The following is a 15,527-nucleotide window of genomic DNA, read 5'->3' as shown; positions in this document are numbered from 1 at the left end:
CGGTGCGCGCGTGCTGGTGGGCGTGAAATCCGGTGCGGGCAGGGCTTTGCGGTCGAGCTTGCCGTTCGGGGTGAGCGGCAGTGCGTCGAGTTTGACGAAGGCCGCCGGCACCATGTAATCGGGCAGCCGTTCGCTCAGTTGCATGCGCAGCGCGGCGACATCGATCTGTGCGGCGACCACATAGGCCACTAGCTGTTTTTGATCGGCATGCGCCTCGCGTGCAATTACCGCATTAAGCGGATAGCCCGCCTGAGCCAGCGCCGCTTCGATTTCGCCCAGCTCGATGCGGAAGCCGCGGATCTTTACCTGATGATCGATGCGCCCGTGGTACTCAAGCAGGCCATCATCGCGCCAACTAGCCAGATCGCCGGAGCGGTACATGCGCTCGCCGGGTGTGAATGGGTTGGCGACGAAGCGTTCGGCGGTCAGGCTGGGGCGGTTCAGATAACCGCGCGCCAGTCCGGCGCCGGCGATATATAGCTCACCGACCATTCCTGCCGGTAACGGCCGTAGCGCATCGTCCAGTACGTACAGCCGGGTGTTCCAGATCGGGCTGCCGATGGGAACCCCGACGGCGTTGCGCATATCCTCGACGACTTCATAGGTGGAGCAGCCAACGGTGGCTTCGGTGGGGCCGAATTCGTTGATAAGCCGCACATCGGGATAACGCTCTTGCCAGAACGCCAGGTCACTGGGGACCAGGGCTTCGCCGCCGAGCAGCAAGGTCTTGGCCGGTGCCGGCGCGTCTGCTGCCAGGCTGGCATTGAGCAGCTTCAAATGAGCTGGGGTGAGCTTGAGCAGCTCATAGCCGGCCGGGTTGCGCTCTGCGCCGAGCGCGGAGAAATCCACGCCGGTGGTCATCAAGGTCAATGGCTGTCCGGCCAGCAGCGGCCCAAACAATAAGGTGACGCTGCCGTCGAACGTCGCCGACAGCGTGGTCGGCGAACCGTTGCCTTGGTCGCCGTAGTAAGCATGCTTGCTCCAGGCGAAGTAATAGGCGGCGGAGCGATGCGCTACGACAACGCCCTTGGGTTTGCCGGTGGAGCCGGAGGTATAAATGACGTAGGCCGGGTGCAGCACGCTCAACGGCTGCAGGCGGTCGGCGTCGGTGGGGTTGCCGGCGCGGCTGTGTACCAGGCGTTCCAGCGTATCGAGATCATCGAGGCAGCGCAGAGATGTTCCGGCGGGCAAGGCGGTGGCGATATCGCTGCGGGTCAGTACGCAGATCGGTCGAGCGTCTTCGAGCATGAAGGCGAGACGGTCGGCGGGATACTCGATATCCAGCGGCAGATAAGCGCCACCGGCCTTGAGTACGGCAAGCAAGGCGGTAATCAGATCCAGCGAATGCGGCAGGGCGACGGCCACCAGTGTTTCGGGGCCGACACCATCGGCAATCAGCAGATGGGCGAGCCGGTTGGCGCGTTCATTGAGCTGGGCAAAGCTTAGGCGTTGATCCTCGAAAATCGCCGCGATGGCGGCGGGGCTGCGCGCGACCTGCTGTTCGAACAGTGTGGACAGGCAGAGTTCGTCGACCGGCTGTGCGGTGGCGTTCCCATCGAGCCATGGCCGGCGCTCGCTTGGGTCGAGCAGCTCGATGCGGCCCACGGGCCGATCGAGATCGGTGGCGAACGCATCGAGAATGCGCGCGTAGCGCTCGGCGATGCGCCGCACCTGGAGCAGAGAGAACACGTCCGGGCGATAGCTGAAATTGAGTTTCAGTTGGGCTCCCGGTACCGCGACCAGGCCCAGCGGATAATGCGAGGTATCGCCACCGCGATGGCTGTGCATGCGGGTACGCAGCGTGCCGCTGGTATCGGCGTTATCCGTGCTGACGGGGTAATTCTCAAACACCACCAGGGTGTCGAAAAGTTCGCCGTGGCCGGACAGCCGCTGGATTTCGGTCAAGCCCAAATACTGGTATTCGAGCAATGCCGATTGCTGTTGCTGTAGCCGCGCAAGCAACGCGCGCAGCGATTCATCAGGACGCAAGCGTAAGCGCACGGGCAGCGTATTGATGAACAGGCCAAGCATTTGTTCGACGCCCGGCAGCTCCGCCGGCCGTCCCGAAACCGTTGTGCCGAACAGCACATCGTCGCGCCGTGTCAGATGGCCGAGCAAGATGGCCCATGCCGCCTGGATCAAGGTATTGAGCGTGACCCCGGCAGTGCGCGCCTGCTGCATCAGCCGCGCACTCACCGGCGCTGACAGTGCATGCGGGAAAATCTCCGCCGCGGCTGCCGCGGTGTTTGCCGCCATCAGGCGAGTCGGCTCGTCGATGCCGGCCATCGCTTCGCGCCATGCGGTCTGCGCCGCGCCTTTGTCGCGCGCGCCCAGCCAGCGTAGATAGTCGCGATAGGGCGTGACCTTGGGAAGTCCGCCGGCATCGCCGTTGCTGCGATAAAGCGTAAACAGCTCCTGCAGCAGGATCGGCATCGACCAGCCGTCCAGCAGGATATGGTGATGGGTGAAGATCAGCCGGTGCTGCTTTTCGCCCAGGCGCACCAGGGTAAAGCGCAGCAGCGGCGCCTTGCTCAAGTTGAAGCGCTGGTCCTGATCTTGTCGCAGCAACTGCTCGTACGCGATTTCGCGCTCGGCGAACGAGGTGCCGGCAAGATCGATCTCCTGCCAGGGCAGTTCGACCGAGCGCAGGATCAATTGCACTGGCTCTTTGACGCGCTCGTAGACGAAGGCGGCGCGCAAATTCGCATGGCGCTGCAGCAATGCCTTGGCCGCTGTCCGCAGTGCTACGGCGTCCAATGCGCCGTCGAAGGCGAACACCATCTGCACGACATAGCTGTCTTGCACTTGCTCGTCGTAGAGCGCGTGAAACAGAAAGCCCTGCTGCAGCGGAGACAGCGGCAACAGGTCTTCAATCTGCGGATTTTGCATAAAGCGACTCCAAGAATTCGATATCGGCCTGATCGATTGAAACCATCGGCACATCGGAAGGCGTCAGCGCAGCGCTGTCAGAGCCCTCGGCATAGCTGGCGATTCGTCGCAACATCGCGAACCAGCCTTGGGCCAGCTCGTGTACGGCTGTCTCATCCAGCAGTTCGCCGGCCCAGATCCAGTTCGCGCATAGCTGCGGACCGTCCGCGCCGTCTTCGGTCATGGCGCTGAGATCGAGCACATGGGCTATCGACTGTGCGTCGTCGCCGCCACCGCCCAGCGCCGCTGTATCGGCGGACGCACCCCAGTCGCGGCCTTGCGCGGCGGCAAAGCGACCGAGGTAGTTGAAGCCGACCTGCGGTGTCGGCTGCGCTGCCAGCGCGGCACGGCCGCTGTCATCCAGATAGCGCAGCAGGCCGTAGCCGACGCCTTGATCCGGTAGCTGGCGCAGTTGTTCCTTTACTTGTTTGAGTGCGCGCTCCAACGTCGCATCGTCTAGTGCGGCAGCCGAGCCCGGCGTAGAGGCATTCAGTGCGGATAGATCCAGTTGCAGCGGGAACAGACTGGTAAACCAGCCCACCGTGCGCGACAGGTCGGCACCCTCGACCAACAATTCGCGGCCGTGGCCTTCAAGATCGAAACGCACATGGGCGCTGCACCCCAGGCCTTGCCGTTCGCGCCAGTCGATCAGCGCGAGGGCGAAGGCGGTAAGCAATACGTCGTTGATCCGCCCACGGATGCGTTCGGGGGCCTGCGTCAACAGGCACTGCGTCACGGATGTTTCCAGGCGCAGGCTCAGCACACGCTGCGTGCCCAGGGTGTCGCGCCGCGGGTCGAGTGGCCGTTGGCTTAGTGGCGGATCGTCGCCGCTGAACATCGCGGTCCACAACGGCAGCTCGTCCCGACGCGTGTTGGCGACACGCGGTAGTTGCATGGCCCAGTGACGGAACGAACTGCTGACCGGTTCAAGCGCTATCGGCTGGCCCGTATGCGCGGCTTGCCAGGCGGCCTGTAAGTCAGGCACCAGGATGCGCCAGGAGACACCGTCCACCACCAGATGATGAATCATCAGCAGCAGGCGGGAGTTCCCGCTACCGTCAGACCTGCTGTCATCAAACCAGACCGCCTCGAACACGCGACCGCTCGCCAGCTCCAGTCGATTACGCGCCGCCAGTGCATGTTTGCGCATGCAGGCTTCGCGCTCGGCCGGCGACAGCCCCTTGATGTCGACGCGCAGTAGCCGCTGTGATGCGGCGGCGCTGCCGGCCGGATCGATATGCAGTTGGCGATCGGCCCCTACGCGCATGCGCAAGGCGTCGTGATGATCCAGCAGGGCCTGCACGGCGGCGACAAGTTGATCTTCTTGCAGTGCCGGCACCTGCAACAACATGGATTGGTGGAAGCGATCCAGCGGGCCGCTTTGTTCAAGAAACCAGTGGATGATGGGTGTCGCCGGCAACGCACCGACGGCGGCTTCGTCCGCCGTCGCCATGATCTCCTGTACCGGCACGGCCACCGCGGCCAGTGCCTCCACTTGCGGGTATTGGAAGACCTGTCGCGGCGAGATCGCCAGACCTTGTTTGCGTGCGCGGCTGACCAGTTGAATCGAGCTGATGCTGTCGCCGCCGATCGCAAAGAAGCTGTCCTCCAGGCCCACCCGTTCCAGCCCAAGCACCTCGGCGTACAGCGCGCAGAGAATCTCTTCGGTAGCGTTGCGAGGGCTACGCGCGCTGCTGGGAGCAAAATCCGGTGCGGGCAACGCGCGGCGATCGAGCTTGCCGTTAGCCGTCAGCGGTAAAGCGGTAATCGCCACCAGCGCCGCCGGCACCATGTAATCGGGCAGGCTCGCGCTTAGCTGCGTGCGCAACGCAGCCATCTCGCTGGCGCTTTCACTTCCGTTGGATCCATGTTCGGCAGCTTCGGCTACGACATAACCGACCAGTTGTTTATGACCCGGCCGATCCTCTCGCACGATCACCCGTGCCTGGCTAACCCCAGGCAACCCGCGCAACGCCGCTTCGATTTCGCCCAGCTCGATGCGGAAGCCGCGGATCTTGACCTGTTCGTCAGCGCGACCGAGGAAGTCGAGCACGCCGTCGGCACGCCAGCGCGCCAGATCCCCCGAGCGATACAGGCGTTCGCCCGGCGTGAACGGATTGGCCACGAAGCGCGTCGCCGTCAAACCCGGTCGCTGCAGATAACCACGCGCCAGACCGGCGCCGGCCACATACAGTTCACCGCTTACGCCAACGGGCACCGGCTGCAAGCCATCGTCCAGGACATACAGTTGCAGATCCGCGGTCGCCCGGCCGATCAGACTGCCGGCGGCTTGCTCTGCCATGCCGCGATTGAGCGGCATATAGCTGGCGTGCACCGTGGTCTCGGTGATGCCATACATATTGATTAAGCGCGGCGCGTCCTCGGCGTGGCGCGCGTACCACGTCTGTAGCTGACGTAGATCCAGCGCCTCGCCGCCGAACACCACCGTGCGCAAGCTTAGTCGGTCGCCTAGCGCGGGCTGTTCCGCATCGGCTTGAATCAACTGATAGAACGCCGATGGCGTCTGGTTGAGTACGGTGACCTGTTGATCGACCAGCAACTGCAGGAATTCGCTGGAGGAACGCGCCACCGTGCGCGGCACGACCACCAGACGGCCGCCATACAGCAGCGCGCCCCAGATTTCCCATACCGAGAAGTCGAACGCATAGGAGTGGAATAGCGTCCACACGTCTTGGGCGCCAAAGCCGAAGTCCGCCTCGGTGAGATCGAACAGACTCATCACGTTCTGGTGCGAGATCAGCACACCCTTGGGCTTGCCGGTGGAGCCGGAGGTATAGATCACATAGGCGCGGTGCTCGGGTCGAGCGCGCAGCGGCGGATTGGCGATGGGCTGCGCTTGCAGTAACGCGGCCGTATCGAGGTCATCGAGCGCCAGCATCGGCGTCGACGATACCGGCAGCGTGGCATGCAATGCCTGGTGAGTAAGCATTTGCACGGGGCGTGCATCGTCGAGCATGTAGGCCAGACGCTCGCTCGGATAATCCGGGTCCAGCGGCAGGTAGGCGGCGCCGGCTTTGAGTACGGCCAACAAAGCCACCAGCATGTCCAGCGAGCGTGGCAAGGCGATCGCGACCAGATCCTCGGTACCGACGCCGCGGGCGATCAATAGATGAGCGAGTTGATTGGCGCGCGTATTGAGCTGGGCATAACTGAGCGAATCACCTTCGCAGACCAGCGCAACCGCTTGTCCGTAGCGGGCGGCTTGCTGCTCGAAACGCGCGGGCAAGGTATCGGGCACCGGCACGCCGGGCGTGGGATTCCACTCGACCAGCAGTTGTTGACGCTCCTGCGCGTCGAGCAACTCGATCTGCCCGATCGACTGCGTCGGATCGACGGCGACGGCCTCAAGCAGGCGCATGAACCGTTGTGTGAAGCGTTCGGCGCTGAGCGCATCGAACAGATCGGTGGCGTACTCCAGGCGCGCCTGCAATCCGCCGGGCGTACCATCCGGCGCAATTTGTTCGGCCAGGTCCAGGCTCAGGTCGAACTTGGCAATCGGCAATTCAAAAGCTTGCTCGCCGCACTGCAGGCCAGGCAACTGCAACTCGGCGCTGGCTGCGTTCTGCAGCACCAACATCACCTGGAACAACGGGTGATGCGATAGCGAACGCTCTGGATTGAGCGCGTCGACCAATTGCTCGAACGGCAGATCCTGATGGTCGTAAGCGGCCAGGTCAGTTTCGCGCACGCGCGCCAGCAGTGTCTCGAAACTGGGGTTGCCCGAGGTATCGGTGCGCAGTACCAAGGTATTGAGAAACAGGCCGACCAGATCATCCAGCGCGACATCGGTGCGTCCGGCGACCGGGCTGCCGATAGGGATATCGGTACCGGCGCCGAGCCGGGTCAGCAGAGCAGCCAAGGCCGCCTGCAACAGCATGAACAAGGTCACGCCGTGACGCTGGGTCATGCTCAGCAACGCGCGATGCAAGCCGGCGTCGATGGCAAAGCGGGCATGCTGGCCGTGATAGCTGGACGCGCTGGGACGTGGACGGTCGGTGGGCAGCGTTAGCTGCTCGGGCAGATCGGCCAAAGCCTGCGTCCAATAATCGAGCTGACGGGCACTGCGGCTATCCGGGTCGGCGGCATCGCCAAGCAGAAGCTTTTGCCACACGGTGTAGTCGGCGTATTGCACCGGCAGTGGCGTCCAGCCTGGGGCGTGGCCGGCCAGGCGGGCGGTATAGGCCTGGGCCAGGTCGCGTGCCAACGGCGCCAGCGAGGCGCCATCGCCGGCGATGTGATGCAGCAGCAAGACCAGGACGTGGCATTGCGGCGCGAGCCGGAACAATTGCGCGCGCAGCGGAATTTCCCGTTTCAGATCGAAGGCATAGGCGGTCGCCTCGGCCAAGGCCGGCGCTAAGGCCGCTTCGTCGATGTCGACCGGCAGTAACGCCAGTTCGGCGTGTTCGAGTACCCGTTGGCCGGGCGTATGGCCGTCCGGGAAAATCGTCCGCAGGCTCTCGTGCCTGACCAGCAGGTCATCCAGCGCCGCCTTCAACGCGACGGCATCGAGTTGGCCATCCAGGCGCAGCGCAAAGGGAATGTTATAGGTCGCGCTGGGGCCTTCGAACTGATGCAGAAACCATAGTCGACGCTGCGCATACGACAGCGGCAGCCGCTCCGGCCGCACGGTGGCTTGCAGCACTGGCCGTGCCTCGACCGCACCGGGCCATTGACGCACCAGCGCCGCTACAGTCGGCCACTCGAACAGGCTGCGGATCGAGAACTCGACCTCGAACTCGGCGCGAATGAGGCTGACCAACCGAGTCGCCAGTAAGGAATGGCCGCCCAATTCAAAGAAGTTGTCGTCGATGCCGACACTGTCCAGCGCCAGCACATCGGCAAACAGCCGGCACAGCAAAGCTTCGCGTGGATTGCGCGGCGCGCGGGCAGTGGCCGGCGTGAAGTCCGGCGCCGGCAGCGCCTGGCGATCGAGTTTGCCGTTGGGGCTGAGCGGCAATGCATCCAGCGCGACAAACGCCGCCGGCACCATGTAATCGGGCAGCCGCGTAGTCAACGAGGTGCGCAGCGTGGCAGCGTCGAAGTCGGCATCGACCAGATAGGCGACCAACTGTTTCTGGCCCGGCCGGTCCTCGCGCACCACGACGACATGGCGGGGGTAACCCAGCGCAGCCAACGCCGCCTCGATCTCACCCAGCTCGATGCGGAAACCGCGGATCTTTACCTGGCCGTCGGCGCGGCCCAGATAGTCGAGCTGACCATCGGCACGCCAGCGGGCGAGATCGCCGGAGCGATACATGCGTTTACCCGGCGAGAACGGATTGGCCACAAAACGCTCGGCGGTCAATCCCGCGCGGCCAAGATAGCCGCGTGCCAGGCCGGAGCCGGCGATGTACAACTCGCCGACCACGCCTTGCGCCACCGGTTGCAGCGCTGCGTCGAGCACATACAAACGCGTATTCCAGATCGGACGGCCCAGTGGCGGCGTCACCGCGCCGGACAGCGGGCCGCTCATCGCGGCGCAAATGGTGATCTCGGTCGGGCCATAGGCGTTGATTACGCGGTGCGTCCGCGACCAGCTTTCGACCAAGTGCGCGGGGCAGGCTTCGCCGCCGACGATCAAGGTGTCCAGGGCCTGTACCTGGGCCGCATCCGTGCCCGCCAGCGCACTCGGTGGAATCAGCGCGTGGCTCACTGCGTAGTGATTGAGCGCTGCCGCCAGCTCCTCGCCGAGCAGTACGCCCGAAGGCGGTACGACCAAGGCGGCGCCTGCCGCGAAGGTCATGAAAATTTCCATGCTGGCGGCGTCGAAACTCAGCGAAGCGAATTGCAGTACGCGGCTGTCGCTGCTCAGGCCGAAGCGTTCGACCTGGGCACCACTGAGGCTGGGAATGCCGACATGGCCGATGACCACGCCCTTGGGTCGGCCGGTGGAGCCTGATGTATAGATCACATAGGCCGGATGCTGCGGCGATAAGAAACGCAGCCGCTGGTGCTGTAGCAGGTCCTTGCCGGAAGTCTGCTGTATACGCGCCTGCACCGACACATCGTCGAGCAGCAACAGCGGGGTTGATTGGGGCAACCGCGGCGCGGTGAGGCTATCGCTGATAAGCAGACGCGGCTTGGCGTCCTGCAGCATATAGGCCAGGCGCTCGGCCGGATAATCCGGGTCCAGCGGCAAGTAGGCGGCACCGGCCTTGAGAATGGCCAGCAGCGCGGTGACCATCGCGGTCGAACGCGGCAGCGCCAGCGCGACCAGATCTTCCGGGCCGACGCCTTCGGCGACCAGTACGCGGGCCAGTCGGTTCGCCTGGCGATTAAGCTCGGCGTAACTAAGTTGTGCGGTGGCGTCGATCAACGCGACGGCATCGGGGGTGGCGGCGGCCTGTCGTTCAAAAAGCTGCGGCACGGTCTCTGCGGGTACGGCCAGATCGGTGGCATTGTGTTCGAGCAGCAACTGTCGGCGTTCATCGGCGTCAAGCAGTTCCAGTCGGCCGACGGCTTGTTGCGAGTCGGTGGCAATCGCTTCCAGCACGCGCACCAGACGCGAAGCCATGCGCTCGATCGCCGTGGTATCGAAGCAAGCGGCGTCGTAGTTGAAGCGGAAGGACAACTGCGCGGCCGGCACCACTAACAGGCTGAGCGGGTAGTGCGTGGCATCGCTGCTGCGGAAGCTGGCTACGCGCAAATCGCCCAGCGCGGCCTCCAGCGCGTTGCTGTCTACCGGGTAGTTCTCAAATACATACAGGCTGTCGAACAGCGAGCCCAGCCCGGCCAGCCGCTGGATCTCGGCCAGATCCAGATGCTGGTGTTCGATCAGGCCCGATTGTTGCTCCTGCAAATCGGTCAGCACGCTGGCGAGCGACTGCGCGGCATGCCAATGCAGGCGCAGTGGCAAGGTGTTGATAAACAGTCCGACCATGCGCCCGACGTCGTGCAGTTCGGGCGGCCGACCGGATACGGTGCAACCGAACACCACATCGCTGCGGCCGCATAGGTAACCAAGCAGAAGGCCCCAGGCGCCCTGGACCACGCTATTGAGAGTCAGCCCGAGCTTGCGTGCCTGCTGGCCGAGACGGCGGGTCAACGGTTCCGGCAACTGCCAGGCATAGTCGTGCGGCGCATCCGTCGATGCCTGGCGGGCGGGGACCAGCAAGGTCGGCTGCTCCAAGCCCGCCAGGGCGTCGCGCCAGGCTTGTTGGGCGAGGACACGATCGCGGCGGCCAAGCCAACTCAGATAGTCGCGATATGGCGTCGGGCGCGGCAACGTGTTCTGTTTGCCGCGCGTGGCGTACAGGTCGAACAATTCATGCATCAGTACCGGCAATGACCAGCCGTCGAGCAGGATGTGGTGACTGGTAAACAGCAGCCGGTGTCGTTCCGTGCCCGTGCGCAGCAGGGTGAAACGCAGCAACGGCGGATGGCTCAGGTCGAAGCGGCGCAGACGATCCTGCATCACGATATCCGCGCTTTCGCGGTCGCGTTGCTCCGTACCGAGCTTGCTCAGATCGTGCCACTGCCAATCCAGCGGCACCACCTGCGGCAGCAGTTGTACCGGCTCATGCAAGCGGTGTTGAACAAAAGCGGCGCCAAGATGCGGATGACGTTGCAGCACCGCATGCGCGGCCTGTTGCAACGCCACGACATCCAGCGCGCCATGCAGTTCGACATCGATCTGCACGATGTAGGCATCCGGCGCCTGGGTGTCATAGAAGGCATGAAACAGCAGGCCTTTCTGCAACGGCGAAAGCGGCAGGATGTCCTTGACGGGGTAATCCGCTTCGAGCGCCTCGATCTGCGGCTGGTCGAGCCGGATCAGCGGCAGATCCGACGGGGTGAGGCCACCGGCGTCGGGCTGTTCGATATGGATGACCAGGGCCTGCAATGCACGCAGATAAGTCTGCGCCAGGTCTTCGATCTGTTCTCGCGTAAACAGCTCGCTCGCCCATGACCAGGTAGCCACGAACTCCGGGCCGTGCGGGCGATCCTGGGTCAACGCGTTGAACTCGATCGGATGCGCCGGCGGCATCTGCGGATCGCCGTTGCCGTCGGTCCGTTCGGAGGCGGCGGCCCAATCCTGTGTCTGCGGGGCAGGGAAGCGGCCCAGGTAATTGAAACTGATCTGGCGTTCGCCGAAGCCGGCCAGACTGGCGCTGGCATCGGCATCGAGATAACGCAGCAGGCCATAGCCCAGCCCGTGATCGGGCAGGGCGCGCAGTTGCTCTTTGACGCGTTTGACCAGGCGGCCCATGTCGCGACCACCGCGCAGCGCATCGGCGATGTCGATGGCGGTCAGGTCCAGACGCAGCGGGAACATGCTGGTGAACCAGCCCACCGTGCGCGACAGATCGAAGTCGGTGCCGCCGGTCTCGCGTCCGTGGCCTTCCAAATCGAGCAGCACCTGTTGCGAGTCCGCCGGAAGATGCCGGCGTCGCCAATCAGCCACAGCCAGCGCGAATGCGCTCAACAGCACGTCGTTGACCTGACCGTGGAAGCGCGCCGGCACCTGCGTCAGCAATGGCGTAGTGAATGCGGCCGGCAGAGTTACGTCGAGCTGACGCACGGTAGCGCCGGTATCCCTGGCGGGATCGAGCGGTCGCGTAGACAACGGTGGATCGAGCGGTGCGAGCATCGCGGTCCACAGCGCAAGCTCTGCCTGCCGTGCCGGGGTGTGTGCGTTGTCAGCCAGATGCTGCGCCCAGCGCCGGAACGAATGTCCACGCGGCTCAAGCGCTACGGCTTCACCGGCGACAATCGCCTGCCACGCCTGCTGCAGATCGGGCGCGAGGATGCGCCAGGATACGCCGTCCACGGCCAGGTGATGGATGCTCAGCAATAGCCGGCCAGGCTGTTGTCCGGCATCGAACCAGACCGCCTGCAGCATCACGTCGGCAGCGGGCTTGAGCCGGCATTCGGCAGCTTGCGCTTCTTCGCTGAGCAGCCGCAGCCAGGCGTCGCCATCCAGGCCGGCGCTATCTACCCGACGCAGCAAGCTGTGCGCGTCGACGGTGCCGACCGGTGGAATATGCAAACGGCAGTCGCTCGGCACGGCCGCCGTGGACAACTGCAGGCGCAGTACATCGTGATGATCGATCAGCACTTGCAGCGCGGCGGCCAGATCGGCCTCGCGCAGTGCGGCGGGTACCTGCAGCAGGATCGATTGATGGAAGCGATCGATCGGCACTTCGCGTTCGAGCAGCCAGCGCACGATCGGCGTCTGCACGACGTCGCCGTCGGCGATGTCCGGTGCGCCCGCGTCGGCCGCATCCAGCGGTTTTGCCACCAAGGCGAGCGCGGCCACACTTTGATGCTGGAACACGTCGCGCGGACTGATCGCCAGCCCCGCCTTGCGTGCGCGGCTGACCAGTTGAATCGAAATAATGCTGTCGCCGCCAAGATCGAAGAAGCTGTCGGTAACACTGACTCGCGGCAGGCCCAGCACTTCGGCGAATAGCTCTACCAGCAGTTGCTCCTGCGCGTTGTGCGGCAGGCGGTGCGTGCTGGGAGTGAAGTCCGGTGCGGGGAGTGCCTTGCGGTCGAGCTTGCCGTTCGGGGTCAGCGGCAGGGCTGGCAACAGCACCAGCACCGGCAGCATGTGTTCGGGCAATTGCGCGGCGATATAACGACGCACATCGTTGAACTGGTCGAAGCTGGACGGATCGTTGGTGTATGCGCGCGGGTCACTCGCCACGTGGCCCGGCAGGTACAGATCCGTCATGACCGATGCCGTGTCGGCGCCGTGGACGAAGATCGCGTCCAGGCTGCCATTGGGGCGGCTGGACCAGGTCACGCCGACGCGATAACCGAAGCGCTCGCCCAGGCTATGCAGATTTTCGACGCTGATGTTTTCTTCCGGGTTTTCCTCCGGCGCGGTATGGGCGCGCAGTCGTTGTTGTATCGCAGTCACCGCGCCGCCGGCCTTGAGCGCATCCATGGCTTCGAGTTCCAGCGCGAGCAGCGCGTTGGGGATTTCGCTCACCCGCAAACGGGCTGGCTGCCGCTCTTGTAGATAACCCTGCAATCCGCGCAGGTTGCCGAAGTCTTCGCCCCAGGCCAGTTGCGGTACTTCCGCTAGCGATTGAGCAGGCTGTGCTCCCTTGTGCAGTACCACTTCGTAGCGGTGCCGGCTGAGCTCGTTGCCGTAATGACTGCGTTTGATCTGGATGTCGACCGCACCGATGGCGTCGATGCTTTGCGATAGCTGGACAAAAAATTCCGGTGCGACCAGCAGTTCCTTTTCGGCCAACAGGGTCTGTTCAATGCGTCGCTGCAGGCCATGTGCATCGGCCGTCGGTTCGGCTTGATGGATCTGGATCGCGCTGGCGAAACAGCGAAGTAGATGCAGGTTGCGTATATCGCCCAGATAAATCGCGCCGCCCGGAGCCAGCAGCTCCATCGCACCGCGCAGCACCTCGCGCAGATAGTCGGCGTTGGGGAAGTACTGCACTACCGAGTTCAGCACGACAACGTCGAACTGGCCCAGCGGCAATCCATCGATCACATGCGCCGGCTGTGCCCGTAGCTGTACGCGCGGCTGCAGCTCCGCTTGATGCTGTAGTTCGGCACGCAGTTTTTCGACCGTGGCGGCGGAGAGATCCGTACCCCAATAGGTTTCGCAATGCGGTGCGACCTTGGCCAGGATCAGACCGCTGCCGACGCCGATTTCCAATACGCGGCGCGGTTTCAGTGCCAGGATGCGTGCAACCGTGGCTGCCCGCCATTCCTGCATTTCGCGCAATGGAATCGGCTCGCCGTCGTAGCTGCTGTTCCAGCCACTGAAGTTTTCGCCGAAGCCTGCCGCGGCCGTTGACAGCGGTGCCGGCGTCTCGCTGTAGATGCCTTCGAAGATGGTTTCCCATTCGTCGATCTGGCGTGCTTCTTGATGCTGGTCGCGCGCGCTTTGCGCATAAGGGTCCAGCACCACATATCCGACTAGCTGTTTGTGGCCGGGGATATCTTCGCGCGCGATCACTGCCGCCTGGGCAACCGCCGGGTGCGATTGCAATACGGTTTCGATCTCGCCGGGCTCGATGCGGAAGCCGCGGATCTTCACTTGGGCGTCGGTACGGCCGAGATAATCAAGCTGACCATCGCTGCGCCAGCGAGCGCGGTCGCCCGAGCGGTACATGCGCCGGCCAGGCTCAAACGGATTGGCGACAAAACGTTCGGCGGTCAGCGCGGGGCGGCCAAGATAGCCATCGGTCAGGCCCTGGCCGGCGATATACAGCTCACCCGCCACACCGGGCGGCAGCAACTGCAGATACTCGTCCAGCAAATAGACGCGCGTATTGGCGATCGGTGCGCCAATGCAGCCGCCTTGTGTCGTCGCGGCGTGGGTCAGGTTGGCTACCGTGGACCAGATCGTGGCTTCGGTTGGACCGTATTCGTTATAGACGGCTGCTTGACGCGGGCCTTGGGTCAGGTGTTCTTGCAACAGTGTCGACGGAATCGATTCGCCGCCGAGCACGATGCGTTTGAGCGAGTGCAGCCGCGTACCGCCGAGTTCAAGAGCGGCGCGATACAGGGCAGGGCCGCTGAGCCAGCCTTGCACTTGATGCCGCTCGACCAGCTCGGCCAATGCGGGTGCTTCGCGTTCGAGGCCGGGTGCCGGCAACACCAGCGCGGCGCCCGTGCTCAGGCAGTCCAGGATCGCGCCAAGCGAGGCATCGAAGGCGATCGAGGGCAACAGTAGCATGCTGCTGATCGGCGGATAGAACTGCTGCCGCGCCCAGTTGGAATGGACGATTTGACGGTGTGCGACGACCACGCCCTTGGGCCGGCCGGTGGAGCCCGACGTATAGATCACATAGGCAGGGTGGCTGGTGTGCAGCGGACGGCGACGCTGCGCCTGCTGCGGATTGCCGGTGTGATGGCCCGCCAGCGCTTGCACGGTTTCCAGCACGTCAAGCAGCAAGGTGGGCAGTTTGGCGCCGGCCAATGTGTCTTGCGGCAAGGCGGCCTGCGTATCGAGACGAGTAATCAGCAGCGCCGGCCGCGCGTCTTCGAGCATGTACGCCAGCCGCTCGGGCGGATAGCTCGGATCGAGCGGTACGTAAGCCGCGCCCGCCTTGAGGATGCCGAGCAGGGCTACCAGCAGGTCCAGCGAGCGCGGCATCGCCAGCGCCACTCGATCTTGCGGGCCCATGCCCTGGGCAATCAGCATATGCGCCAGGCAGTTGGCGCGTTCATTGAGCTGGGCGTAGCTGAGACTGGTGTCTTCGTAAATCGCGGCAACAGCCGCCGGGGTCGCTGCCGCCTGTCGTTCAAACAGCTCGGGCAGGGTCAGGTCCGGTACGGCCAAGGTGCCGGCATTCCAGGCCAGTAGTTGTTCGTGCTCGTCGGCCTCCAGCAATGGCGCGGCGCCGATGGCGCGCTGCGGCTCGCTGGCTACCGCCGCAAGCAGACGGCTAAGGCGTCGGGACAAGACTTCCACGGTGCCGGCGTCGTACAAGTCGGTGGCGTACTCGACGAAGCCGTCCAACCCCTGCGGTGTCCCGTCCGCGCTATAGCGCTCGACAAAGTTGAAGAACAATTCCAACTTCGCCGTGCGCAAATCGGCCGGTTCGGCCGACAGTTGCAGGCCGGGCAGGTCCAGTTGGGGGCGAACCACGTTCTGCAAC

At 64.2% G+C, this 15,527-nt stretch carries 2 protein-coding genes (1 of these 2 cut by a window edge); both read right to left on the bottom strand.

Going from position 1 to position 15,527, the window contains the following annotated elements; all coding sequences use genetic code 11:
• The coding region (locus tag DVJ77_RS17580) for an amino acid adenylation domain-containing protein (RefSeq protein WP_114846829.1) at nt 1–2,889 on the bottom strand (2,889 nt) is incomplete at its 3' end.
• Nucleotides 2,870–15,527 carry the 3' portion of a non-ribosomal peptide synthase/polyketide synthase gene (locus tag DVJ77_RS17575; protein ID WP_162791553.1) on the bottom strand. 15,146 nt of this gene lie beyond the right edge of the window, so the window shows 12,658 of its 27,804 coding nt (coding positions 15,147–27,804); the start codon falls outside the window, past its right edge; the stop codon is at nt 2,870–2,872. The genes DVJ77_RS17580 and DVJ77_RS17575, both read right to left, overlap by 20 nt.

The organism is Dyella tabacisoli, from assembly GCF_003350925.1.
In the GTDB taxonomy this organism is placed as follows: Bacteria; Pseudomonadota; Gammaproteobacteria; order Xanthomonadales; family Rhodanobacteraceae; genus Dyella_C; species Dyella_C tabacisoli.
The sequence above is the reverse complement of the archived record's forward strand: the minus strand, read 5'-3'. Positions and strand labels throughout refer to the sequence as shown.